This is a genomic window from Bacillus sp. AFS029533 (assembly GCF_002585125.1).
Lineage (GTDB): Bacteria > Bacillota > Bacilli > Bacillales > Bacillaceae_G > Gottfriedia > Gottfriedia luciferensis_B.
Map to the genome: position 1 here is coordinate 28,981 of NZ_NUQC01000026.1, position 26,712 is coordinate 55,692.

At 31.9% G+C, this 26,712-nt stretch carries 24 protein-coding genes; 8 read left to right on the forward strand and 16 right to left on the reverse strand.

The genetic code is table 11. The annotated features are described in order from the left end of the window. Window positions 1-63: 63 nt before the first annotated feature. The 7 genes from COE53_RS15030 to anmK all read right to left on the reverse strand — a co-directional run bounded on the left by COE53_RS15030 (window position 64) and on the right by anmK (window position 7,191). On the reverse strand, window positions 64-972 hold the full coding sequence (locus COE53_RS15030; protein WP_069035292.1) for an N-acetylglucosamine kinase: 909 nt from the start codon (window positions 970-972) through the stop codon (window positions 64-66). Between the two features lie 50 nt (window positions 973-1,022). Further along, window positions 1,023-1,340: a PTS lactose/cellobiose transporter subunit IIA gene (locus tag COE53_RS15035; protein ID WP_069035293.1), complete on the reverse strand. Its 318-nt coding sequence runs from the start codon at window positions 1,338-1,340 to the stop codon at window positions 1,023-1,025. A 32-nt stretch (window positions 1,341-1,372) separates the two neighbouring features. After that, window positions 1,373-2,707 (reverse strand): 6-phospho-beta-glucosidase, encoded by a 1,335-nt coding sequence (locus COE53_RS15040; RefSeq protein WP_069035294.1) that lies wholly within the window; start codon window positions 2,705-2,707, stop codon window positions 1,373-1,375. A 403-nt stretch (window positions 2,708-3,110) separates the two neighbouring features. Then, window positions 3,111-4,403: a PTS sugar transporter subunit IIC gene (locus tag COE53_RS15050; RefSeq protein ID WP_069035296.1), complete on the reverse strand. Its 1,293-nt coding sequence runs from the start codon at window positions 4,401-4,403 to the stop codon at window positions 3,111-3,113. A gap of 37 nt (window positions 4,404-4,440) precedes the next feature. Further along, the gene (locus tag COE53_RS15055) at window positions 4,441-4,749 is read right to left on the reverse strand and encodes a PTS sugar transporter subunit IIB (protein ID WP_069035297.1); all 309 of its coding nucleotides are present in this window, start codon (window positions 4,747-4,749) and stop codon (window positions 4,441-4,443) included. A gap of 187 nt (window positions 4,750-4,936) precedes the next feature. Then, window positions 4,937-6,031, reverse strand: a complete 1,095-nt coding sequence (locus COE53_RS15060; RefSeq protein WP_098948351.1) for a DUF871 domain-containing protein — start codon at window positions 6,029-6,031, stop codon at window positions 4,937-4,939. An 11-nt stretch (window positions 6,032-6,042) separates the two neighbouring features. Further along, a complete protein-coding gene (anmK, locus tag COE53_RS15065) occupies window positions 6,043-7,191 on the reverse strand; it encodes an anhydro-N-acetylmuramic acid kinase AnmK (protein WP_286143760.1) in 1,149 nt (382 codons plus the stop codon). 435 nt (window positions 7,192-7,626) lie between these two features. Between anmK and COE53_RS15070 the strand changes: the two genes are divergently transcribed. Then, window positions 7,627-8,820: a M20 metallopeptidase family protein gene (locus COE53_RS15070; RefSeq protein WP_069035299.1), complete on the forward strand. Its 1,194-nt coding sequence runs from the start codon at window positions 7,627-7,629 to the stop codon at window positions 8,818-8,820. A gap of 101 nt (window positions 8,821-8,921) precedes the next feature. On the opposite strand, the gene COE53_RS15075 is transcribed toward COE53_RS15070, so the two are convergent. Next, window positions 8,922-9,107 (reverse strand): hypothetical protein, encoded by a 186-nt coding sequence (locus COE53_RS15075; protein WP_091023146.1) that lies wholly within the window; start codon window positions 9,105-9,107, stop codon window positions 8,922-8,924. Between the two features lie 224 nt (window positions 9,108-9,331). On the opposite strand from COE53_RS15075, the gene COE53_RS15080 reads away from it, so the two are divergent. After that, window positions 9,332-10,096: a DUF2935 domain-containing protein gene (locus tag COE53_RS15080; RefSeq protein ID WP_091023143.1), complete on the forward strand. Its 765-nt coding sequence runs from the start codon at window positions 9,332-9,334 to the stop codon at window positions 10,094-10,096. 76 nt (window positions 10,097-10,172) lie between these two features. Here the strand turns inward: COE53_RS15080 and COE53_RS15085 are convergent, their stop codons facing one another. Further along, window positions 10,173-10,859, reverse strand: a complete 687-nt coding sequence (locus tag COE53_RS15085) for a response regulator transcription factor (protein WP_069035301.1) — start codon at window positions 10,857-10,859, stop codon at window positions 10,173-10,175. A gap of 538 nt (window positions 10,860-11,397) precedes the next feature. Here COE53_RS15085 and COE53_RS15090 point away from each other — a divergent pair. From COE53_RS15090 to COE53_RS15100, 3 genes are all read left to right on the forward strand, one after another. Then, on the forward strand, window positions 11,398-12,300 hold the full coding sequence (locus COE53_RS15090) for a LysR family transcriptional regulator (RefSeq protein WP_069035302.1): 903 nt from the start codon (window positions 11,398-11,400) through the stop codon (window positions 12,298-12,300). A gap of 305 nt (window positions 12,301-12,605) precedes the next feature. After that, complete coding sequence (locus COE53_RS15095) at window positions 12,606-12,869, forward strand: CD3324 family protein (RefSeq protein WP_069035303.1); 264 nt, start codon at window positions 12,606-12,608, stop codon at window positions 12,867-12,869. Window positions 12,870-13,502: 633 nt separating this feature from the next. Beyond that, window positions 13,503-14,138 carry a FusB/FusC family EF-G-binding protein gene (locus COE53_RS15100; RefSeq protein ID WP_069035305.1) on the forward strand — a complete coding sequence of 212 codons (636 nt, stop codon included), beginning with the start codon at window positions 13,503-13,505 and terminating at the stop codon, window positions 14,136-14,138. A gap of 58 nt (window positions 14,139-14,196) precedes the next feature. Here COE53_RS15100 and COE53_RS15105 read toward each other — a convergent pair whose 3' ends face one another. Next, window positions 14,197-14,943, reverse strand: a complete 747-nt coding sequence (locus COE53_RS15105) for a TerC family protein (protein ID WP_091023141.1) — start codon at window positions 14,941-14,943, stop codon at window positions 14,197-14,199. A 213-nt stretch (window positions 14,944-15,156) separates the two neighbouring features. Here COE53_RS15105 and COE53_RS15110 point away from each other — a divergent pair, with 213 nt between their 5' ends. Further along, window positions 15,157-16,068 (forward strand): bifunctional helix-turn-helix transcriptional regulator/GNAT family N-acetyltransferase, encoded by a 912-nt coding sequence (locus tag COE53_RS15110; protein WP_069035307.1) that lies wholly within the window; start codon window positions 15,157-15,159, stop codon window positions 16,066-16,068. 58 nt (window positions 16,069-16,126) lie between these two features. Beyond that, on the forward strand, window positions 16,127-16,525 hold the full coding sequence (locus COE53_RS15115) for a DUF5412 family protein (protein ID WP_069035308.1): 399 nt from the start codon (window positions 16,127-16,129) through the stop codon (window positions 16,523-16,525). A gap of 63 nt (window positions 16,526-16,588) precedes the next feature. Here COE53_RS15115 and COE53_RS15120 read toward each other — a convergent pair whose 3' ends face one another. Together COE53_RS15120 and COE53_RS15125 are read right to left on the reverse strand one after the other, a co-directional pair. After that, complete coding sequence (locus tag COE53_RS15120) at window positions 16,589-17,338, reverse strand: class I SAM-dependent methyltransferase (RefSeq protein ID WP_091023139.1); 750 nt, start codon at window positions 17,336-17,338, stop codon at window positions 16,589-16,591. Between the two features lie 33 nt (window positions 17,339-17,371). Next, complete coding sequence (locus tag COE53_RS15125; protein WP_091023137.1) at window positions 17,372-19,084, reverse strand: ABC transporter ATP-binding protein; 1,713 nt, start codon at window positions 19,082-19,084, stop codon at window positions 17,372-17,374. A 326-nt stretch (window positions 19,085-19,410) separates the two neighbouring features. Here COE53_RS15125 and COE53_RS15130 point away from each other — a divergent pair, with 326 nt between their 5' ends. Further along, window positions 19,411-22,437: an efflux RND transporter permease subunit gene (locus COE53_RS15130; protein WP_098948352.1), complete on the forward strand. Its 3,027-nt coding sequence runs from the start codon at window positions 19,411-19,413 to the stop codon at window positions 22,435-22,437. Window positions 22,438-22,576: 139 nt separating this feature from the next. Here COE53_RS15130 and COE53_RS24030 read toward each other — a convergent pair whose 3' ends face one another. The 4 genes from COE53_RS24030 to COE53_RS15145 all read right to left on the reverse strand — a co-directional run bounded on the left by COE53_RS24030 (window position 22,577) and on the right by COE53_RS15145 (window position 26,707). After that, entirely contained in the window at window positions 22,577-22,729 is a 153-nt protein-coding gene (locus COE53_RS24030; protein WP_180242434.1) for a hypothetical protein, read from the reverse strand. Further along, complete coding sequence (locus COE53_RS15135; RefSeq protein WP_098948353.1) at window positions 22,726-23,985, reverse strand: helix-turn-helix domain-containing protein; 1,260 nt, start codon at window positions 23,983-23,985, stop codon at window positions 22,726-22,728. The genes COE53_RS24030 and COE53_RS15135 overlap by 4 nt, the downstream gene beginning before the upstream one ends. 686 nt (window positions 23,986-24,671) lie before the next feature. Then, window positions 24,672-25,379 carry a chitin disaccharide deacetylase gene (chbG, locus tag COE53_RS15140; protein ID WP_025569152.1) on the reverse strand — a complete coding sequence of 236 codons (708 nt, stop codon included), beginning with the start codon at window positions 25,377-25,379 and terminating at the stop codon, window positions 24,672-24,674. Continuing rightward, window positions 25,376-26,707 carry a 6-phospho-beta-glucosidase gene (locus tag COE53_RS15145; RefSeq protein WP_098948354.1) on the reverse strand — a complete coding sequence of 444 codons (1,332 nt, stop codon included), beginning with the start codon at window positions 26,705-26,707 and terminating at the stop codon, window positions 25,376-25,378. Before COE53_RS15145 ends, chbG begins: the two co-directional genes overlap by 4 nt. Between the last annotated feature and the right edge of the window lie 5 nt (window positions 26,708-26,712).

Below are 26,712 nucleotides of genomic sequence, written 5' to 3' on the forward strand. Positions count from 1 at the left end.
TACACCTCAATCATAAAGCAGGATTTTTTGTACTACCTGTTCTTCCTGTTTTACCTCACTTAATTATTCCTTACGTGAATTTATTTCTTTCATGGCTAATAGATATCCTCCGAAGGTCGAAGAGATTTCGTTCGTATAAAAGGTTACTGTTGGATAGTGCTCATGAATTGTTTGAATAAACGTTTTCTGAACGACGGGTATTTTACTTAAAATACTTCCTTTTATTGCAACTCTTGGCTCTTCTCGAAGATTTAACTTTTTTATGGCTTGAATCGTCGTTTTCCCAAGAAGTTGACCTGCTCTTTCTAGAACAGACAATGTCATTAAATCACCTATGTTGGCCATTTCAACTATAAATGGAACATGTGAAGCAATCTCGGCTTTTGTATTGTGGTAAATATATTTTTTAAGTTCTTCTGCTTCTTTTAACTGCAATTTTTCCAGCATTTTCAAAGATAAATAACTTAATGGGATACCCTCATCAAATTCCTGTGTAATCTTTTTAAAGATTTCCATGCAAATCCAATATCCGCTTCCTTCATCCCCTAGAAGATGTCCCCATCCGCCTGCCGTTACAGTACGCTCTTTATGTATTCCAATACAAATTGAACCCGTGCCAGCGATTGTTAATACACCACTTTGTCCATTTAGTAATGCTGCATGTGCAATTTGTGCATCATTAACAATTTTAAATGGGATATCAAAAGCATCTTTTAATGCTTTTTCTAAAGGACCCCGGTCTTTCACTCCACCAATTCCAGCAATTCCTAAAAATAAGAACAGGCAATTCTCTTTTGATAAAGGGCTCAAGCAATTTTCAATTGCTTCTATAATGTGATTAATTCCATCTTTTTCATTGATTAGTAAATTACTAAAACCAGAATAACCTTGACTAATAATTTCACCTTCTAAATTATAAGCAATAGCTTCTGACTTCGTTCCTCCACCATCAAGACCTATAACATATTTCACTTAAATTGCCCCCTACCCTCTTTCGTCTATTCTATGACGATATGAACCGATTATTTCTCGGCTAATTTTTTATGTAAACGAATGATATGCTCTATAAGCTTTTGTTCACTCATTGCAGTCATTAAATGATCTTGAGCATGAATCATTAATAGCGACTTTTCACTTGGCTGACCATTTAATTCAGCTTGTATTAAAGTCGTTTGTGTTTTATGTGCATGACCAATTTCTTTATGAGACTCTTCGATTAAGCGATCTGCTGTTTCAAAATCATTTTTTTCCGCAGCCTCTAATGCCTCGTAAGCTAGTGATCTTGCATTCCCACCGTGTGATATAATTTCAAAAATTTCTTGTTCGTTAGTCATCATCATATTCATACTCCTTAATTTTTGTTTTGCTATCCTTATCGAGCTGCCAATTCTTCTTTATAAAATAATGGTAAGTATTCTTTATGAGCATCTAAAAGTGCATCTAGTACATCCTTTGCAGCTTCATCACTCGGAACTAAAGGATTAATCGTTAATGCCAATAATGCTTTATCATAAGAACCAGTAACAGCTGCCTCGGCTCCAACTCGTTCAAATGATTTAATCTGCTGAACTAATCCATTTATTTGAGGTGGTAATTCACCTACTGATATCGGAATTGGACCTTGCTTTGTAACGATACAATTTACCTCTACAGCCGATTCATTCGGAATTCCCTGTATTGAACCATTATTTTGAACGTTTAATACTTGGATATCCTTTTTATCGTTATAAATAGATGTAATTAAGCTACAAGCTGCATCACTATAATAAGCTCCACCTCGTTTTTCAAGCTGAGGCGGTTTAATAGCTAAATTCTCATCTTTATATAATTTAAATAAATCATCTTCCAACTTCTTAACAACCTCTGCTCGAGTAGTACCTGTTTTGAAAGATTCTAATTCTTCGTCTAATATATGTTTCGTTTTGTAATAGTAACGATGGTATGGACAAGGAAGTACACCTAATGACATAAGAAATTCTTTTTGCCATGGTAATGGAGCAATATTTTTCATGGTCATTTGTATTTCTGGATTTGCTAATAGCTCTAAGACATATTCAGTCACTTCTTTTCCATCAACATAAACATGAAGTCCATATACCATATGGTTTAATCCTGCAAAATCAATATGTACACGACTAATATCCACTTCTAACAATTTAGCAATCGTCATTGTCATATTAATTGGTACATTACAAACTCCAATTACCTTTTTATGTTTACTATATCGAAGTAATGCTTCTGTAACCATTCCAGCTGGATTTGTAAAGTTAATCAACCATGCATCAGGACAAAGTTGCTGCAATTCTTCAGCAATTTCAAGTAATACAGGTATTGTTCTTAAACCTTTAAATAGACCACCTGCACCATTTGTTTCTTGACCAATCATACCGAATTGTAAAGGTATACGTTCATCTTTAATTCTTGCCTCAAGTAAACCTACTCGCATTTGAGTCGTTACAAAGTCAGCATCCTTTAGCGCAAATTTTCGGTCTAACGTTAAATGAATTTCCATTGGAACTCCAGCTTCTTTTACCATTCGTTTAGCTAAATTACCAACAATCTCTAACTTTTCCTTCCCTGCTTCTATATCAACTAGCCATAACTCACTTACAGGTAGCTCGTCATATCTTTTAATAAAGCCTTCCACTAATTCTGGGGTATAGCTAGAGCCGCCACCTATTGTTACGATTTTAATACCTTTATTCATGATTATCTCACCTCATAATATTTTAAGAACTCAATATAGTATTCTTTTATAGTGGGAATAACAGAAAATAACTCATTATTGTACAAACAGCCGTAGAAACTAAAATAAATTTTAACGCTTGACTCTTATTCTTGTATTTCCCTTCAAGTTTTAAAACAACAAAAGGCAATCCAATACTACAAGCAATACTATTTGCAATAAATAATGATGTCTGGTAGGCAAATCCTATTTGTTGAAAAAGAGGACAAAGTAATAAATTGATGATTATTACGAGGGAGAAAAATATAATTGCACTTTTATAATTAAACTTTATAAACCAACTAGATTCTTTCAATCTGATCACCCTTTAAATTTAATAAAGAAAGGTCGAACTGTTCTAGAAAACAGTCCAACCTTTTTACTTTTATAATGAAATACTAGTATTTTTTTCAGTTACAGTCTCTACATTTTCTTCTTGTGCAAGCTTATTATCATAAACTTTAAAAAATGGTAAATACACAAAGAATGAAATTGCGATGTTAATGAATACTAGTACAATCGCTCTCCAGTCTCCTCCAGTAGATAAATATGCTCCAATAGGTGCAGGTAAAGTCCAAGGAACCATTATATAAGTAGGTTTTACAAACCCTGCAACAGTAGCAAAATATGATAGTGTTGCTGTAATAAATGGTGTTAATACAAATGGAATAATTAAAATTGGATTTAACACGATTGGTGCACCAAAAATTACTGGTTCATTAATATTAAAGATACCTGGAATAATCGCTGATCTACCAACAGCCTTTGTATACTTCGATTTTGAGAAAAATAACATTGCTAGTACTAGTCCAATTGTTGCTCCTGAACCGCCAATCCAAATAAACCATTGGAAGAAAGTTTCTGGTGCTACGTGAGGAATAGCATGTCCAGCCGCAACCGCTTCAGCATTTTTTGCTAAATATACTTCCCAAAGTGGTCTTGCCACCGTACCAACAATCGAGTCTCCATGAATACCAAAAATCCAGAAGAACGTAATAAAGAATACTGGTACTAATACTCCTCCAAGACTGTCCCCAGCGCTAACTAAAGGAGAGATTGCTTTATCAACTAAAGTATGTAAATCAATTTTAAGCACAACAGTTACTAAAGTTAATACGAATACAACAAAAGCAACAGGAATTAATGATTCAAACGAGCGAGCCACTGATGGTGGAACTGAATCTGGCATTTTAATCGTAATTTTCTTTTCCTTAAAGAACCTCAATGATTCAACAGCAAAGATTGACGTACACATTGCCACGAATAATCCGTGACCACCCATATTCCCCATCGGTAATACCATTCCAACTTTATCATCTAATTGAGGTGTTAAAGTTAATAAGAATGCTGCAGCCGATAATTGGGCACCTGATAATGGATCTAACTTGTAGTTTTTCGCTAAGTTATATCCAATACCATAAGCAATATATAGCGACATAATATACATTGTTAAACGATATGGAATTAGAATCTCAAAAATATGCTTTTTTGCCCAAATTGAGATTGCCCATTTTTCTGGTAATGGAGGAAAAGCAATAATTAAAAATAAAGAACCAATAATAATAAAAGGTAGTGCAGAAATAACTCCATCACGAATTGAACGCAAATGTTTTTGCTCAGAAATCTTTGCCATTGGGCCAGAAAGATTTTTTTCCATAAAATTAATAAAACCGTTCATGATTCTCCCCCTTTTTCATTTTTAATGTCTACTAAACTTATTTCTTAGTAATCTCTTGAACCATCGTTAATAATTTTGGTCCTCCCAGTGGTGTGTAAGCCATAGGCGGTATTACTTCACATGGAACGTTCGCTACATCTGCCTCAGCTTTAAAGCTATCAAAACGATGACGTACTTGTGGAGCAACCATCGCTACGTCCCAACCGTTTTTAACCTCTTCACCGAATTCTTGGGTTCCTACTGCTAGGACTTCCATTTGGATACCATTTTTTTCTGCTTCTTTTCTTAACGCATTCACAACAATTGCACTAGACATTCCGCCTGCACATACAAAAAGTACTTTCATTTTATTCCTCCTAGATCTAGATAAATTGTTTTTAAAAAAATACTGAATACACAAAATACTGAAAACGTTTTCTATAAAGTTATTATATTCCCACCAAAAATAAATTTCAATATTTTCCGAAAAAAAGTGAAATAAAATTTCAAAAAGATGTAAAAAATTTTTTCACATCTTCTTAAATATTAATCATTTAGTTTTCCTTAAACTGAAACTTACTCCAAGGATGTAAGAAATCTAATAGGAAGATTTCTTCCTCTGCAATGCGTCCAACCACATTCGTTTTCCCTGAATTCTCCATATCCTGTAGTGCTATTTGCAATTCACCTTTATACTGTCCATATAATTCATTTTCTATTAAAATATCGCCTCTACGAATAGGTGGAGTATAAGTAGGTTTAAACTCTTCATCTCTATATTTAACGCGAGACTGAGTTGAACGAATTAAGTAATCTGATACGTCCCCGCGGTAAAAATGAAACTCATCTAAAACAATCTTTTTCTCTAAATCTGTAATTGAATCATGTAAGTCAATATTTAGTGTAAATAAGTCTTTACCGTTCTGATTTAGCTCCGCAAGTTGTTTGAACTCTTCTTCAGATGCATAAGCATTTGCGATAATAACATCATCAATTAAGTCTGAATAAAATAAATGTTTCGCTTGCGTTACGACTGATAAATTACGGTGCATCTCTAAAGTACAAAGACCTTCTGATACTGGCCACGGTCCGTATGTTGCAGCTTGTGAATTAATAAATGCTGCTGTACGAATACCATGCTTTTTAAACTCTTCGCTACATTTTACGAAATGTGAATAGCTTAAACCTGCATAACGATGAGGATAAAAATTATGAGATCCGATTAAATTAGATTGATTAGGCTTATAGGCTAAAATATTTTCTAGATATTTCGTAGCATTACTCATGTTAATTTCAATTTTTAATCCATATGGATTATAAGTCATAATAGACTCTTCATTCCCAGTAAATCCCATATCAAGTCTAATTCCATAAGCTCCTAAGTCAGCAAAAAATGATAAATCATTATATGAAATATTTAATGTACCAAATACTCGAGGGGCAATATCAACAATGACTTCCATTTCTAAACTATTTGCATAATCAACTATTTCTTTGAACTCTTTTATAATCTGTTCCTTGTCACCATTTACTGATAATAAACATGTAAAGATTCGTTTAAAACCATATTGATGAGCTAATTTAATATAAGCCTTATCTTTTTCAACAGTTGAGTGCTCTGGATAAATTGAAATCCCTAATTTTTTCACGATGAATCCTCCTAGTATGGTATTGGTGTAATATTTCCTAAAACAACTAAACGATTTGCTTTTGTTGCTCCAGGTACATTACTTGGTAAACCGTTTAAAGTTTCATTTGCTAATATCGCAAAGGCAATTGCTTCTTTTGCATCCGAAGAAAAACCAATATCTTCTTGAACTATTACTTTGGAATCCACACCTAATAATTCTTGAAGCATACATAGTAGCGTTTTATTATGACTACCTCCGCCACCTACAATTACTTCATCAATTGGATGGTCTGGTAAAATATACTTTTTATAATTTTCAGCGATCGATTTTGCAGTAAACATCGTCATTGTAGTCACTAAATCAATTGGTGAGAGATCACTAAACTCTTCCAATATTTCATCAACAAACTGTGTACCAAATAACTCTCTTCCAGTTGTTTTAGGTATAGGTGCTAAAATATAAGGAATACTCATGCATCTTTCTAGTAATCTCTCATTTACATTACCTTTAGCAGCCAAATCTCCATTTGCATCATATGGAACATTAAAATAGCGCTTACAAATTTCATCAATAATCATATTACCTGGACCTGTATCAAAGGCTACTAAATCATCGATTGTAGAATTCCTTGGAATGATCGTAACATTACCAATCCCACCAATATTTTGTAGTAAACGCGTTTTAGTTTTACTTTTATAAAGTAATAACTCAGAATGTGGAACTAACGGCGCTCCATATCCACCAGCTGCCATATCCATCACTCGAAAATTAGAAACTACTTTCGTTTTTGTTTCATATGCAATAACTGCTGGCTCACCTAACTGTAATGTGGATTGAATGAATTCCCCATGAGCTTCAGGCTGGTGATAAATCGTTTGACCATGCGATCCAATAAATTCAAGTTGATCTAATGAAAATTCGTTTTTATTACAAATTTCCTTTACTGCTTCTGCAAAAGCATAGCCAAGCTTAAAGTTTAAACTACATAAATGCTGAGCGTTTGAAGAAACAAGTGTAATCGCATCTTGAATTTCTTTTAATAAACCTTCCTCAAGAGGAACTGTCATAAAATCAATCATTCTTACCTCTGTCTCAGGTCCACATCCAGTGATTTCTACTAAAGCTGCATCGATTCCATCTAAAGATGTACCCGACATTAACCCAACTGCATATCCCAAATCATTCACTCCTTCATATTTTTATTAATAATACCTTAAAACAGAATTTCAAATTTGTAAAAGAAAAGAGTGAAAGTTTATTTAGAATTTTTCAAAAAATAATTGTAGATGTTTTTTAGAAATTAGCAAATAGAAAAAGATTTTACAGACTGATTTAGTAGCTACACATCTACCAAGATTCATTTCATATCTAGCATAAAAATTTTCCGCATAATGCATTATTACTCATTTCACTCTCTCTCATAAAAATAATACTTAAAGAAAAAACCAAATAAAACTAATTACTAAAAACCCATTCATCACTTTGACAAATAGGCATAATTATCTTCTAAAAATTAGTAACTAGTAAAAAAGTATTGATTGAACAACAGAATAATTATACAATTCTTTACATAATCAAACATAAATTCTACCTAACAATAAGGAGTATCTAAGATGAAGCATTTAGAAACACAAATAGATGAATTAGCAGATCAATATTCTACGAGACTAATAGAGATCCGTAGACATTTGCATATGTATCCCGAATTAAGTAATCAAGAATTTCAAACAACGAATTTTATCAATCAACAATTAGAAAAAGCTAATATCAAAAAAATTCAGTTGAATAGTCAAACAGGAACTGCAGCCGAGATCAGTGGCAATTCAGGGCCGATTGTTGCCCTGCGAGCTGATATTGACGCACTTCCAATTCAAGAAGAATCTGATTTGCCATTTCGTTCAGTTATTGATGGAATCGCTCATATGTGTGGACATGATGTTCATACAACTATTACACTCGGAGTTGGATTTATTTTACAGGAATTAAAACACCTGATTCCTGGTACAGTTCGATTGATTTTTCAACCTGCTGAGGAGTCTGAGGGTGGCGCTGAGCAAATGATCGCTGAAGGCTTACTTAACGATGTAAAAGCTATTATCGGACTTCATAATATGCCGGATCTTCCAGTTGGTACGATTGGAATTAAAGAAGGCTTCCTAATGGCAAGTGTAGATGATTTTGAAATTAAGATTAAAGGGAAAGGCGGTCACGCAGCACTTCCTGAAAAAGCAATTGATCCGATCGTAATAGGCAGTGCAGTCGTCAACCTTTTACAAACTCTAGTTAGCAGAACAATTTCTCCAAAAGACTCTGCTGTCATAACAGTTGGATCGTTTCAAGCTGGGAATACAAATAATGTAATCCCTGAATTTGCAGTTTTAAAAGGCACAGTGCGAACTTCAAATGAAACAATTCGAAAGCAAATTCAAGAAAACTTTCAAACACTAGTTCAAAATCTTGTACATTCACTTGGAGGAGAAGTAGAAATAGATTATCAAGTATTACTGCCACCAGTATTTAACCATTCAAAAGTTACTTCGGTAGTACGAGAAGCAGCAATCTCAACAGTCGGAGCAGAAAATATTGTGACTGCAGAATCGACAATGGGCGGAGAAGATTTTTCATTCTATCAACAAAAAGTGCCTGGTTCTTATATATGGTTAGGCTCTGGAAATAAAGAAAAAGATATAACGTATGGATGGCATCATCCAAAATTTATGGTTGATGAAGATGCAATAAAAATTGGTGTAAAACTAATGGCCCGATCAGTATTAAATCTATTGAGGGATACAACTCTTGATAAGTAATAGACAAAAAGTGAAATCATTGATCGAGCAATGTTTTCACTTTTTTTTTCATATATTGGCTTGAAAGTGTTTTATAAACACTATGAGGTAGGTCTAATAGATTAGTTGTCATTCCTAAATATAAGTATAGCGAGCATAAATCCGAAAATTGTAACTAAACCACCAAATACACCGAAAATATATCGATTATGAAAATAGTCCTCAAATATTGTAGTTATAGTTGCATAAAAGGCACACGCAAAAGCCATTCGAGAAATACTCATTTTTCCTTTTAAATATTTTCTCATTAATTTTCTCCCTCTTTAAATTGCTATTTATTAATTCTATTTAATTGATAAATAAACCTTTCTTAATGAAAACTATAGCGCCTCTTAGACCAATAAAAATTTAAAAAACAAACATAAGATACTCCAATTTACCTAATTCTTTTACTAACTCTTCCTGCTTTTAATTTAATATTTTAGGACATTCATTAATATAATTACCATGTAGAGTTTATAGGGGGGATTATATGCCGGATTTTGTACAAACTGCCAATTTTGAGCATTCGTTCTGGTTACATGTGTTAAGAGATCATTCTCAATTTATATTGGATGCATTACCGTCTAAGCAAGAGGAAGAAATTAAGATTGCAAAATCATTTTACGTAATTTTTAATAATTTATTTACTAGGGTAAATAACAATGAAAATATGAACGAAATTACAATTCAAGCAGAAAAAAGTGCTTTAGCATTGCGCGATTTTAAACTTTCATTGCTAACGAAACATATAACTGACGCTAATTTTTCGATTTACTTAACACCTACATTTTTAAACCATATGGTTAATGAATTGGAAGAATATTTATTAGTACTATCTTACTTAAAACAAAATCAAACCCCACCTATCTTCAATGAACTTCATCATCATTTATTATGGGTGCTAGATGCGGCAGGTCATGCAGATGCCATTTATACGAATCTCGATGGTACAGAAAATATGCTAAGAAAGAAAAGTCATGAATTCACAAAGCATTTTGAACACTTTTATCTAAAAGCAGTAGAACTCACCGGATATTTACGTACTAAACTAAGTACATTTCCTGCATTAAAAAGAATGAACCAAGACGTAAAATTAGAAATTCAGCTATTTCAAATATTTCTAAAAGAAATCGAAGAATTAGATATTTCTAGCCAAATGTTGAGTAACTTTTCCGCTTTAATGGCAGATCATATGTACAGAGAAGAAATGTATTTCTTAAAAAAATTAGAAGAATCTTCATCCATTAATAATTAATTTTTTGAAAATTAAAGCACTCTATTAAACACGTAATATGGTGTGTTTAATAGAGTGCTCTTTTACTTTAATGAAATTATTGTTTTATTGAAATCCAGTTATTTTTAATTACTTTAATGACTGCATTTAAGCGATCTGGTACGTCTAATTTCATCAAAATATTGGCGACGTGGTTTTTGACTGTTTTATTCGAAATAAATAATTCCTTACCAATTTGGATATTTGAAAAGCCCTTTACTAAAAGGTGAAGTATTTCGTATTCTCTATTTGTAAGTAGTTCTTTTATATATGAATCATTGGGCGGCATAAAATGGATTGAATTATCCTTAAGAAACTTGTACTCTTTTATCAATTCATTCGTAAAGCGATTGTCTACCATGAATTGTCCACCCTGCACTAGCTTAACAGTATTCACTAAATATGCCTCGTCAACATCTGTTAAACAAATACCTTTTACTCCTACATTCAATAAACGATCTATTTCATAAAAGTCTAAAGAGTTTTTAATGGTAATAATTTTCGAAGAATCATCATGTAACATAATACTTCTTGCATGCCTTACCATTTCTTCTCCCGAAACTTGAGTTATAAGAATTGAATTACTTACTTCCTGCAACGAAAAACTATCTTCTAAATTAATTTTAATAGCATTTATTCGATTAAATTCTAATATTGTACGAATACCCGCAACGAAAAGCGAATTTTCAACAAAAATAACAGTATTATTATTTCTTGGATGATTTGGAACTAATTTTGCTAACATTACTGCCACCTCCAATTTGCAAATTTTTTATAGCAACATTTGTATTGTACATATTTGAATTGATTAAATAAATTAAATATTTTTGAAATTAAAGTTAAGTACTTCTTAAACATAAGATTATTTTTATTAAAATTTAAACTAAATCGTTAAAATAAAGGATTCAAAAACTTACGGTCTTATATTATGATATCTATGTACAGATATTTTTTTATTACTATAATTTTCCCAAGGAAATATTTTACTTTGCAACGTTTCAACTTCTTGCTTCTTTAGTAAAAAGAGATTACGAACAAAATTCAAGAATTATTTTAATAATATAAATTTACCTATGTACAAGATTTTCCAGTAAAAAAGGTGTATCATTAAACTGTTTTCTTATCTTAAGTGTTCCTTCATACCATATCCACAATATAATTTTATTAGCTCCTCAAAATTAATGAAATTACTAAATTTTAATCAACGATGTCCACTATCTTTTAAGTTTTTATGTTCTTAAATTACTACATGTTTTAGAATTTTTTATTATTAGGAGATTACTATGAATTTCGAACAATTAGAGTATATTGTTTATGTAGCAAGTGAAAAATCAATATCTAAAGCTGCCGAAAAGTTATATATCTCTACATCAGCTATAAGCCAATCTATTTCACAACTAGAAAGAGAGTTAAATATAACAATATTTAATCGTTCAAGGATAGGAACTACTCCTACTCCTGAGGGAAATATTGTAATAATGAAAGCAATAAATATATTATCGAATATTAAGCAATTAAATGAGGAACTTTTTAACTTAAATATAAAAAAAGAAAAACAGTTAAAAATCGCTGCAGCAACAGCATTTTTTGATATTTTTCAAGAAGCAGTAACAAACTTCAATTTAGAAAATCCTCAAATCTCCATTGACGTTGAGGAAATGCTTCAAGAGCAGTTACTAAAAAGTTTTAATCCAGATCGTTATGATGTTGGTTTTCTACCAATAGAGAAAGAAGAATTAGATAAATATCCAAAATTGGGTAAAAAGTTAATCAGTAGAGCTAGAGTAGGTATAGTAGTTGGAAAGAATTCAAAATTATTCAATTATGAATATGTAACACCTGCAGATTTAAATAATGAGAAAATAGTAATATTAAAAAATACAAAAAATGGCATAGTAAAAAAGTTTTCAAAATGTATTACGAATCATGTTATCTTAACTACAAATAACCCTAGACTACTATTAAACGTCGTTAAGGAAAGTGCTGGTTTTTCATTTATTCATGAGTTTACAGTAAAAAACTACCCTACATTTCGTAATGATGAACTCAAAGTAATACCGATTACATATACTGATGAAACTAATTACATCTATCAGGATATATGGGCTATTTATTCGCGTGAACATGGACTATCAAGTTCATCCAGTGAGATTATTAAACACATATTATTTCAGTTAAATAAATAATGAAAAGGAATAGGAACAACCCATCTAAAAGGCTTTCTATTCCTTTTTCATATTATTTATAAGTAACAAATGCAATCTGAACAGATATAATTTATAATAAGTAAAAAGTTTTCATGATTTCTTTAGGAGGTGATCTATTATGACAAGTACTGTTAGTTTGTCAGATAAATCAACATCCCATGCAAAGCCTAGATTTAGAAAGGCGATACTTTGCATGGGCAGGTTTTACTAATCGCCCAAGTAAGCAGTTCTGATTCAACGGCTTTGCACCTTATTTACTAAATAAGAATAAGGGGCTGGCAAAGATGGCATATATAAAAGCGACTGCTATTTTACCTGAAAAGTTATTATTGGAAATACAAAAATACGTACAGGGAGAAACACTTTATATTCCAAAAACTGAAAAAGTCCACAAAAAATGGGGCTCACGTTCAGGAACAAGAAAGCTAATTGATAATCGAAATAAAGCAATTAAAGAAGCATTTAAAAACGGTCAATCAATTGAGCAACTAGCGAAAGAATATTTTCTCTCAATCGAAACGATAAAAAAAATTGTATATACTAAATAAATCAAAAAACACTGATTAATATCAGTGTTTTTTTCATGCTGTTGAAAACAACCTTATCAATTAAATTACCAAATTTTCGTAAAAGGAGTAGAGTGATGTTGATTTCCACTACAGGATGCTCGCTTTCCATGGGGCNNCCCTCCGTTCCAATCAACTTGTTCATCAAAAAAAGTTTACAATAAATCCTAATCAAATAGCCTTTACTTAGAGTAGCCTAAATGTTGTATATTAATTATTAATCAGCTTGTAGGTCAATTAATATCGAACATTAATTAAACTATTAAATTGAATCTGTTTTTCTAAAAAATTAGCTCATAATATTTTTAACTTCTGAAAAAAATCATTACATTTGTTATTGGATTCATGAAATTGTTCGAAAATATTAACATATAAAACCATTAATAGATCATCCAAAAAATGATTAATTTCATCATTAAATAAATGTTCATTAATGTCATTTTTCCCTATTGACCATTTTATATTTCAACACTCTGACAAAACACTGAATCAATATTTTTTTATGGCAACTTTGTTTATTAGATAAACTCAACATATATAAATTCGCTTTTTTGATGTAAATTAAAGATGTTAAGTTATAAATCGAACTTTCCTCTCAAATTAGGAGTGATATAAATGAAACCTTTTATTAGAACAGAACAATATAATTTTATTAAACATCAACTTCAAGTCTTAACAAATGGACATTCTACAGTAAATGATAAAACTGTTTTAAATGCTTTACATTCACTAGTTAATGATAGAATTCTAAGTTTATTTCCTGAACTAACTGAAGAGCAACATCTACTCTTCAATCCAATTAGCACAATTAAAAATTCTGATCAAGCAGATGTTTTACTGAACCAACTAAAGCCTTATATAATTCCTTTTAAAGAAGTATCAGAACAATCCATCAAAAAGCTATTTCCAAAAGCAAAAAAATTAAAGCTTCCCTTATTACAAAATATTGATTTAGTTGAGACAACATATATCGGATGGGATGACTTAGGCTCGAATTCTAAGTTTATTGTCACATATTTAAATGACAAACTAATTGGTTTACAAGGTACCTTTAATCCTATGAAAAAAAGAGGCAACTGCACAATATGTAATAAATACGGTGACTTAGGATTATTCATGACAAAAACAAAGGGAAAAATTGAAGGTACTTTTACACAAAGAGGAAATTACATTTGCAAGGATAGCCAAGTATGCAATCAAAATATTATGTCGCTAGATAAACTGCATGATTTTATTATGTTGGTTAAGTAGCGAAAACTAAAAAATCGCTTAGTGCTACAAACCTAAGCGATTTTTTATTATTTATCATTTATTCTACGTTAGTATCTGTTGATTTCTTTTTAGAGAGAAACCAACCACCTAAAGCGATTAATAGCATGACTGACCAGAAAATCGTATTCCAGATTGGTCCTTCAACGAAATGATGTGAAATAATGTGTAGAGATGGATGTGCCAAAGTATGCATTAGTAGTTTAACCCCTACCCATCCAACTAAAAGCATAGCTGCTGTTTCTAAACTTGGACGTGTTGTCAACAATTTAACAAAAATACCTGCCGCAAAGCGAATAACAATTAAACCGGCAATTGCTCCAATAACAATGACAATAAATTTAGAACCATCCATGCCACCTATATTACCCATTTTTGTATTAGGTAGATCAATGACTAGCGCTACTGCTGCTAAAATAGAATCGATCGCAAATGCAATATCTGCTAATGATATTTGAGCAACTGTCATCCCAAAGCTTTTTTCCTTTTTTCCTTTATCATCATCATGCTTTTTAAATAAATGCTTTAATGCTATGAAAATTAAATACGCCGCTCCGATTGCTTGAACCTGCCATACATTAAAAAGAAATGAAATAATAAAGATGGCACCGATTCGAAAAATAAAAGCTAAAAGTAAACCAATATTGATCGCTTTCTTTTGTTGTTCCTCTGGTAAATGTTTTGCCATAACAGCAAGTACTAGTGCATTATCGGCCGATAATAACCCCTCTAATAAAATTAGAATTATTAATACCCAACCGTACTCTAATAACAAAGTTGGTTCCATGTTTTCCCCCTATTTAATTTACTTTTAACTTATTTTTAACCACTTTTTAATTATATTCCCTTTTTTATAAATTCCTTATCCAAATTTTTGAATATTCTAGTACAATTTTCACCATTCACACCTTTATCACCTTCAAGATAGTTGACTTAGTCAACTTTATTAGTTTATATTATTAGTAATCTAAAATTTCAGAATATTAAAGGTGAGAAAAATATGAATTATGTTGAAAAAATACGCAAATTTAACAGACATTATGCTAATGTATTGGGAAAAATTGATCAAGAAATCTATAATCACCCTTTTCCATTAACCGAAGCTAGAATCATAACGGAAATCAACGAGAACCACGGATGTACTGCCACAGATATTATCGAAAAACTCGGCATTGACCGTGGTTATTTAAGTCGCATTATTCAACGATTCGATGATGAAAACATCATTTCAAAAATCCAATCTCCTGAAGATAAACGTCAATATACACTTCATTTAACAGCAAATGGAAACGAAATCTACAATAAATTAGTTAATGATGCGAACATTGGAGTAGAAAGTATGATTCAAAGCCTTTCTACTCCTGAAGTAAAAGAGCTAGTTAAATCAATGGAAACAATTGAATCCATTTTCTCTTTAAATCAGACACCTAATCCTGAAATTTTGATTCGACCATTTAAACCTGGCGATGTTGGGTATGTCGCTTATATTCATGGAAAGATTTATAGTACAACCTACCAATTTGGACGTGTATTTGAATATTATGTAATGAAAGGATTAAGCGAATTTTTATTGAATCCTAATGGAGGCGAACTTTGGGTCGCTGAAGTAAATGGAGAAATCGTCGGATCAATTGCTATTACAAAGACAAATGAGTCAGTAGCACAACTTAGATGGTTTGTATTAGATGAAAAATCCCAAGGATTAGGTATCGGTAAAAAGCTAATCGAAACAGCACTCAACTTCTGTAAGGAAAATCAATTCGAACATGTATTTTTATGGACTGTAAGCACATTAGAGACCGCACGTCATCTATATAAAAAATATAATTTTACTTTAACTGAAGAAAAACCTAACTTTGAATGGACTGGATCTGAGTTAATTGAGGAAAGATGGGACTTAGTACTTTCATAAAAAAGTAATGATATAAGATTATACGGGATAACTTTTAGACGTTAAGACGGAGAAAATAATGAAAAACAAATTGATAAAGATTATAAAAATATTTTCAATCATTGTAGGGATTATAACAGCTATCTGTTTAGCTGGTTATTATACTTTAGATTATTTATTTGGAGATATGTGCGGAAATGAAATTACCCATAAAGAAGTTTCTCCTAAAGGCGATAAGGTAGCTTATATTTTCGAAAGAAATTGTGGTGCTACAACTGGATATTCGTATCATCTATCTATAATGGATTCAGATCAGAAGTTAACGAATAATTCAGGAAATACATTTGTTTCAGACGATTTATTTAAAATAGATTGGATAAATAATAAGAAAATACAAGTTAATTATCCAAAGTCCACTAAGACGTACGAAATGGATCAACACGTAAACGGAACTAAAATTATCTATGTAGGAAAATAATGTTATTTTTTCAATAATAAAAGAGCATCGATTAAGATGCTCTTTCTACTTATATTGCCATATCTACACAAAACCTAAATAACTTTTTGTAATATAAGGATAAATGATTTTGCCATTTAAACTGTACTTATTAAATAAATTTGTAAGTGCAGTTCGATATGGTTCAAATTCTTTTTCCCCATTTAATGGAGAAAAAGAAGAAGATAAGTTTCTACCTAAAAATCCTTCTAAATCCATTTCCAAATCATTTCTATAAACCAGCGTTTCATAGTTCCCGTTTTTAAAAAATTGGTTAGTAACATTTGGGGGCTCTTCTATTCCACCACTAAACCCATTAAACTTAGGACAAGTTGCTTTGCAAATCTCCTGCAATTCAGTCATTAATGGACTTAATAAATCTTTACTATTCCAAACTAGAGATACTTTTGCATTCTCTTTTAGGATCCGTTTGCATTCTAAACGGAAATTTTCTTTATCAAACCAATGAAATGCTTGCGCTACTGTTATTAAATCAACGCTATTATTTTTTAAAGATGTATTTTCAGCTCTTGCATTAATTGACTTATATTGATCGTATTCCTTCAAGGCCTTCTCTGCGATTCCTCGCATATCATTATTTGGTTCAATTGCTAAAACAGTTAACTTTTTTTCAAGTAAAAGCCTAGTTAAAATACCCGTACCTGAACCAATGTCTGCAATAACACTCCCCTCATTTAAATGATTTTCTGAGAGTAAATAATTGATATATTCTTTAGGATAACTTGGGCGAAACTTCGAATATAGATCTGCCTTACCAGTAAAATTTTCAATCAATACAAAACACCTTCTTAAAAAATGTTTTTTAGGTTAAATTTGATGAGCATGAAGTCTAGCAAATATCCCATCTTCCTGTGATAGTAGTTCTGTATGGGTACCATCTTCAGCAATTCCTTCTTCAGTAATGACTAAAATACGATCTGCTTTTTTAATTGTACCTAATCGATGGGCAATGACTAATGTTGTTCGATCTTTTGATAAATCATTCAATGCCTCTTGAATAATTGCTTCTGTCTCTGTATCTAATGCTGAGGTAGCCTCATCTAATATTAGGATTGGTGGATTTTTCAAAAACATTCTAGCAATTGCTAATCGTTGTTTTTGTCCTCCAGAAAGCTTTAATCCTCTTTCACCAATTTGAGTTTCATAACCATCAGGCAATGAAGCAATTAAATCAGTTAAGTGGGCTTTTCTAGCTGCTTCTTCTATTTCTTCATCGGTTGCATTTAACTTACCGTAAGCTATATTTTCTTTTAATGTACCTGTAAATAAAAAGACATCCTGTTGTACGATTCCAATATTTGATCGCAACGATTCTTTCGTCATGTTTCGAATATCAATTCCATCAATTGTGATCGCACCGTCTAAAACATCATAAAATCTTGGAATTAATGAGCAGATTGTTGTTTTCCCTGCTCCTGAAGGTCCTACAAAAGCAATTGTTTTACCGGCCTCAATAGAGAAGGAAAGATCATTTAAGATTCTACGTTTGTTTTCGTAACCAAAAGAAACATTTTTGAACTTAATATCCCCTCTTAGATTAATTACTTCAATTGCATCAGGAGTATTTACAATGTCTGGCTCGTTATCAATCAATTCAGTAAAACGTTTAAAGCCTGCCATACCCTTTGGATATAATTCAAGTAAAGCACTAATCTTATCAATCGGTTTAAATAAAATGTTTAAATATAAAATAAACGCTACTAATTCTCCATACGATAAAATTTTCGTAAAACTTAACCAAGCTCCAAAAACTAGAATAACAAGTGTCATTAATCGAGTAGATACATAGATTCCTAGTAAATTCACACTCATAACTTTATAAGCTTTTAGTTTCGTTTTACGGAAGTATTGGTTATTTTTATTAAATCGTTTCATTTCATATTGTTCATTCGTAAAAGATTGAACTACCCTCACGCCTGAAACACTATCTTCAACTTGTGAATTTACATTCGCAATATTTCCATACATTTTACTCCATGATTTATTCATTTTCATGTTTGAGTAGGAAATCAACCATACTAAAAATGGAACGATTATGATTGCTACTAATGCAAGCTTCACATTAATTGCTAGCATAATCCAAAATGCACCGATGAAGGTCATAATTGCAATAAATAAATCCTCTGGACCATGGTGCGCTAATTCACCAATATCCATTAAATCATTTGTAATACGGCTCATTATATGACCAGTCTTCGTATTATCAAAGAAACGAAAAGATTGACGTTGAACATGATTAAATAACTCACGACGCATATCAGTTTCAATATTAATACCAAGTTTATGGCCCCAATAATTTACTACAAATTGCATACCAGAACTTACTAAGTAAAGTACTAAAAGTCCAATACTAATTGAGATAATTTTACTCCAATTCCCTTCAGGCAGCAGTTTATCAATAAACCAAGACACTGCTAGAGGAAATCCCAGCTCCATTAATCCAACTAATATTGCACAAAAAAAGTCTATATAAAATAGCTTTTTGTGCGGGCGATAATAACTAAAAAAACGTTTAATCAAAATACAGCACCTCGAATTCTATTGATTAATCTAGTCGTTAGATGTTAATACCTTACCACATGTGTTTTAAGTGTGCTATCATTTCAGAATTTTCCAACTAACCAACAAAAATATCGGAAAACTGAATTCATTAAACAAGTATAAAAGACCAATAGTCTCATACTTTAATAAAGTATGTACTAATTCATTTACCTGTTTAAATGTCGAATTGTGCTTTTAAATATTTTGTAAATTCTAAATAAAATGTGTTTTATTTTCAAGATTACTGTGTTACGATTCAACTTGTGTGTTACTGGATATTTTTACCATAAAGGGGGATAACTTGAATGTCGTGGTTTACAAAATGGGCCTTTAATAATAAAGCCGCCATTACCTTTTTATCAGTTCTCATTTTATTAATTGGAGTACTAAGTTACAAAAAGCTTCCGATGGAATTCCTACCTGCAGCAGACCAACCAATTGTTTCTGTCATTGTTATGGGCCAAGGTACTGATTCGAAAACAATGGAGGATCAAGTAACTACTCCGATCGAAAATGCCGTCTCTGGTGTGAAAGGTAAAAGTCATATTTATTCGAGCACAAGCAATGGTTTTTCAAAAATTGATGTATATTATGAATCAGGAACAAATATGAAGGATGCTAAACAAGAAGTCCAAGAATCTTTAAATAAAATCACTCTACCTCAAAATGTTAGTAAACCTACAATTGTACAATTAAACACTTCCATGATCCCTATCGCAGATGTTGCAATCACTTTCGAGGATGGATTAAGTCCAAATAATATTGATTTTGCAAACAAAAAAGTTATTCCATATTTCAAAGACATAAAAGGCGTAGCTGACGTTCAAACATATGGTACAGAAAAATCTTTTGTTTCTGTAAAAATCGATAATGCGAAGCTCACGCAGAATAAAGTATCACTAGAAACAGTCATGGGTATTATTCGAGGCCAAAATTCTGCAGTTTCAGTTGGCGAAGGTATTATAAATGATAAAACTAGTAATATAAAAGTTGTTGGGAATTTAGATAATATAGACAAAGTAAAGAGTCTTATGGTCGCTGATCATGTTAAATTAGCTGATATTGCAACTGTTGAAGTGAAAAAGCCAGCAAACAATCTAACAAGAATCAACGGAAAAGACGGGTTATTATTAATCGTCACAAAGGATAGTAATTCTAATGCTGTTAGTATTACAAAGGATGTAAGAGAAGCTACTAAACACTTAAATAAGAAATATAAAAATATGAATTCAGATGTCATGGTCGCAACATCGGATATGGTTAAAACTTCTGTACATGCAATGATTAAGGAAGTTTTACTTGGTGCATTATTTGCTACGATTGTCATCATGCTATTCTTAAGAAATGTACGTTCAACACTAATTACCATTGTTTCAATTCCGCTATCGCTATGTTTAACATTATTTTTACTTGCAGAGTCTGGTATTACACTGAATGTTTTAACACTCGGTGGAGTAGCTGTAGCAGTTGGACGATTAGTTGATGATAGTATTGTCGTTATTGAGAATATTTTTAGAAAAACTCAATCAGAGAAATTTTCTGTTCAAATGATTATTGATGCTACGAAAGAAGTCGGAAGTGCAATCACAGCCTCAACTTTAACGACTGTTGCTGTATTTCTACCAATAGGAATTATTAGCACGGGGCTTAAAGATTTTATGCTTCCTTTTGCTTTAACCATTACTTACTCTTTATTAGCTTCATTATTTGTTGCATTGACGGTCGTTCCATTATTAAGTGCATTCTTCCTTAAAAATGCTAAATTAAAAGCACATAATCCTTCATTACGATATAAAAAAGTTCTTACTTGGTCATTGAATCATAAATGGGTAATTGTTGTCGTTTCATTATTATTATTTGTCGGCTCAATTGGTACTTATTTCGCTATGCCAAAAGGGGCAACAGATAATTCTTCTTCAGATTTTGTTCAAACAACTTTAACGTATCCGAGTGATACACCAGTCGAAAAAGTAAAAGAAAACACTCTTAAACTAGAAAAGTATATTCTTGAACAAAAAGGGATAAAAGGAGTTTACACTCAATTAGGTAGTACAGCTGATGCTGCAAAATATGGAGATGTCCGCTCTTCTACTCAAGCAATCTATTTAATTACATTAGACGATAAAAAACTTACTGACCAAGTCGTAAAAAAAATCAACACGCAAAAGTCTAACTATGCAGATGCAGAATTAACTACGATGGCATCTAGTTTATTTGGAGGTTCTAAAACCCAAATTACGATCGATGTGGTCGGAAATAATTTAAATGATTTAGAGAATACCGCAGGCGAAATTAAAAATAAGATTAAAAATATTGATGGAGTTAAAAAGGTAACTACAAATGAGGAAGATAAAAAAACTGTTTATTCTTTAGAGGTTGACCCTTCCAAAGGTAATGCAGAGCAACTATCACAACAATTATTTGTTATGTTGAATCGAAGTCCACTTGGTACAGTTACAATTGATCAACAACCGACTGATGTTTATCTTGAACCAATATTAGAACCTAAAACTCCTGAGGATATAAAATCAGTACCGATTATGACGAAAACTGGAATGATTCCAGTATCATCAGTAGCTACACTAAAAGTAGAAGAAAAGTCTTCTAATCTATATCATAAAGATGGCGATCCGTATTTAAGTATTTCTGCCGAAGTAAAGCCAGATAAGCTTTCAAAAATTAATGCAGATTTAAATAAAGTTATTTTTGGAGATAAAAAATCAAAAGGCATGAAAATTGCTGATGGTGTAAATGTATACATTGGTGGGGCTCTTGCTCAACAATCACAAGATTTCTCAGATCTATATATGATCATGCTTGTCTCAATCGGATTAGTTTTCCTAATCATGATTATTACATTTAAAACATTCCGTGCACCAATTGCTATACTATGTTCTCTACCTTTAGCGGCGATTGGAGCTGTGCTTGGATTAATTATAAGTCGTATATCCGTTGAACCAACAGCACTATTAGGAGCACTGATGCTTATCGGAATTGTCGTGACAAACGCAATCGTATTACTAGATCGAGTAAAACAAAAGGAAAAACAAATGATTCTTCGTGAAGCAATTATCGATGCTGCAGTAACTCGTATTCGACCTATTCTTATGACGGCTGTTGCTACAATTTGCGCAATGCTACCATTACTATTCAAAAAAGCCGAAACTGGTAGCCTTGTATCCCAAAGCCTTGCAGTTGTAGTAATAGGCGGACTAACTGTTTCAACATTATTAACACTAATTGTCATCCCTGTTATTTATGAGTTACTTTATTTTAGAAAGTCTAGAAAACAGCGTAGACAGCAAGATACTAGTAAGCCAGTAAGTTTGTAAATAAAAAAGGGATATCTCGTTTTTTAGAGATATCCCTTCTTTGGTTAAAGATCCTCAATTTTTGAACTCGGTTAAATTCAAATTAAAACAAAAACACAAGGAAAATGAATTAACCTTGTGTTTCTTGTTTATACCAGCATCAACTTCCTGGAGGTTTTGGATCATCTTCCTGCTTATTTGATGCGTAAATTTCATTGTTTGGCGAATAATGACTTTGAATCGTATTTATTCCTACACTCACCAGAACAGTAATAACTAAGGAAAGAGCGATAAGTTTAATCTTCTTTTTCATCTGAGAACTCCTGTATTATGTGTCTTCTTCATTTGATGTAAACTGATTTGTAAATACTTATTAGCTAAAAGTGTGTCGCCTTGTCTTTGGTAATATTCAGCAATTCGTTCACTGTATTCATAAACCTTCATTCGATTACCATGTTTCTCCATAATTGGTAAGCCGTCTGCCACTAAATACAGGATTAGTGCCTTCTCTTCATTTTTTGCTTCAAAATATAATACTCGTAATTTCACATATTCTATTCTTGTTGTATCTTCGAATGACTCTAGTTCTTGTTCTAACATATTCACAACTTGTTTATTTTTTTGTAGCTTTAGCAAATGAGTAGCAATATTACCTATTGTAAGGTAATAACTCTCAGTATATTTCTCTATTAACGCAAGTGATTTATAATAACACTCCAACGCTTTTTCTGAAAAATTTTGTGTCCCATATAAAAAACCTAAATTATGCCAAGCCATTTCTTCAATTGTTGTGTTTTGAATTAATTCTGCATCATCTAGTATTTCTTTTAATAAATTTTCTGCTCTTTCATATTCACCTGTTTCAGTTAAATGGATTGATAAAATTGTTTTCACATCTAACATTCTAATAATATTATTTCTTTTTTTGAAAACTTCAAGAGCTTTATTACCGAAATAGATTGCTAATGCAGATTGTCCTAATCTACAATGCATTAAGGATTTTAAATAATAATATTCAGTAATGTCGTCACGATACTGTTTTCTTAAATCTTTTACCTCTTCCAGTAAGTCTAAAGATTTAATAAAATTATTCCTTTTATGATTAAAAATTGCATTTAAAACATTCCAAACAAATAGTTCAAACTCAGAAAACATCTTCGTATTTTGACCCATTTTTTCAATTAATTTCTCTGCCAAATCGACCTGATTTAAAAACAAAGTATACCTTAGCATGTATAATTGATATACATAAAGTAATTCTGTATATTGGACGAACTCCTTATATTCTGTGAGATCTAGATAGAGTATATTTGCTTTTTTATGATGCAGTCGTTCAATTGCATCATAGAACTCCTGTAGTTTTAATTTAATGTGACTAACTTTATTTTTTTCATCTTCAATTGATATACCTAGCTTCATACACAATAAGTTTAAGGTTTCGATATTAACCTCTTTTGAGTTGTTCTCTATCTTACTTAAATGAGAAATTGAACAAATTCCATCACATAGTTGTTCTTGTGTCATCTGTTGTTTTTTTCGATGGTAATTAATAATTTTTCCAATTTTCATAGGTATTTTCCTTAAATATTATTTTAATATTGTTAATATTCATTATAGTGTAAAACCACTCCTATTTCATCTTACATTTTTTCCCAAGATTATAAAACTCTAATTATATATATATACTAAAAAAGCATAGAGCCTAATACAGACTCTATGCTCACGCTGTTGAAAAACAACCTTGTCAATTAAATTACTAAATTTTCGTAAAAGGAGTAGAGTGATGTTGATTTCCACTACAGGATGCTCGCTTTCCATGGGGCNNTTCCCGCTTATCCCATAGGAGTCGATCATCCTTCCGTTCCAATCAACTTATTCATCAAAGTAAGTCTGCAATAAACCCTAATCAAATAGCCTTTACTTAGAGTAACCTAACAGTTGTTTTGTTTATTAATCAGTTTGTATGTTAATTAATATCAAACATTACTTAAACTAATTAATTGAATTTGTTTTTCTAAAAATTAGCTCATATTTTTTTAATTTCTGAAAAAAAATCATTACTAGTGTTTTTGGAATCATGAAATTGCTCAAACATATTAACATTTAAAACCATTAATAGCCATCCAAAAAATGATAATTTTAACATTAAATAGATGTTCATTTAATGTCCGTTTTCCCTATTTACCATTATATATTTCAACACTCTGAGCATAGAGTTGTCCTATAAAGACTCTATGCTAGTTAATTAAATTACTCTATAATAAATCAATCACTCTTGGTAGTTTTACAGTAGATAAAATTAGTGTCTCTTTTACTCGATCTTTGGCGTAAGAAGAATTGTTTAGTATCTCGTGATCAAGATATCCAGGATGGCACATGACTTCAACAGATTGACCGTTCTGAACCCGTGTTAATATCTTTTCAAAATAATCATCTGTCACGCCTTCCCCATAGAAATCATGAAGAAATACATCCGTAAAAGGAGCGACTCCTTGTAAAGCATTTTCAGAAATACGTCTAGCACTTAAATTATATTTTTGAGCTAACTTCTGTACGACTGGTAAAAACTCAGGTACGGTATGAACATGGTGGTGGCTATCAAAGTGGGTTGGTTTTAGGCCCGATTCTAAGAATTTTTCTATTTGTGCAGTCCATTCTCTTTCTAATTCATCCAGTGATATATTTTTATCTTCAAAGAATTCATGTCTACTTTTAAAATTACCATGTTCATTAACAAGTGTTGGAACATCATTTAAAAGGGGCTTTCCACATGTTAGAACAAGATGGATTCCTACTTGAAGGCTTGGATTTTCTTTTGCTAGCTCTACTGCGTGACTTACGCCGGGCATATTCATCATCATCGTAGCTGAGTTAACAACCCCATTTTTATGTGCATCAATTATTCCATAATTAATTCCCCTTGAATAACCAAAATCGTCTGCATTCACAATTAATTTAATCATTTAACTTTCACCTCTTTAAAAAATTGAGGTAAGTATTTTTTATGTGCTTCTAGCATTTCATCAACAATTTCCTTAGCAACTTTATCCGATGCCACTAACGGGTTAATCGTTAATGCTAGAATTGCCAAATCATAATCACCTGTTACCGCTGCTTCACAAGCTACTCTTTCAAATGATTTGATTTGTTGAACGAGCCCTCTTACAGATACCGGTAAATCCCCCATTACGATTGGTTTTGGCCCATCCTTTGTAATGACACAGCTAACCTCTACTGCTGAGTCATTAGGAATACTAGCAATCGAACCATTATTCATCGTATTAACTGGTTGAATATCACCTTTATCATTATATATAGAAGAAATTAAGCGAACCGCCGCATCACTATAATAGGCTCCTCCGCGTTTTTCGAGCTGAGGTGGTTTGATTGAGAGGTTTGGATCTTTATAAAGTTCAAAAAGATCATCCTCTAATTTTTTAACAACTTCAGCACGAGTCCCTACAGTTTCGGCATTTTTTATATCTTTTTCAACCATTTCACGAGTTTTATAATAATAGTTATGATAAGGACAAGGTAGTGCATTTAAAGCACGAAGAAACTCAGGTTCCCATCCATATCCTTGAATATTCTTAACAAAACTAGAGTTTTCTGGATTCGTTAATAATTCAATGACTTGTTCTTTTACACTTTCACCGTCAACAAACACATCTAATCCATAAACCATATGATTTAATCCAGCAAAATCAATCCGAACACGAGAATGCTCAACATTTAATAATTTGGCAATTCCCATTTCCATTCCAATTGGGACATTACATAAACCAACTACTTTTCGATGGTCGGTGTAACGAAGTACCGCTTCAGTAACCATACCAGCGGGATTCGTAAAATTTACTAACCACGCATTTGGACATAGATCCCTCATATCTTTTACAATATCTAAAATGACTGGAATTGTTCGCAAACCTTTAAATAATCCTCCTGGTCCATTTGTTTCTTGACCAAGTACACTATATTTTAAAGGTATTCTTTCATCCTTTGCCCTCGCATCTAACAAACCAACGCGAAATTGCGTTGTAACAAAATCAGCATCTTTAAGTGCCTCTTTTCGATCAAGTGTCAAATGAACTTCTACTGGAAGACCTGCCTTTTGAAACATTCGTTTTGCTAATTGACCAACAATCTCTAATTTCTCTTTGCCTTCTTCAACATCTACAAGCCATAGCTCTCGTAATGGAAGCTCATTGTACCGCTTAATAAAACCTTCCACTAACTCTGGAGTATAACTAGATCCTCCACCAATTGTCGCAATTTTGATTGATTTTCCCATCCTAT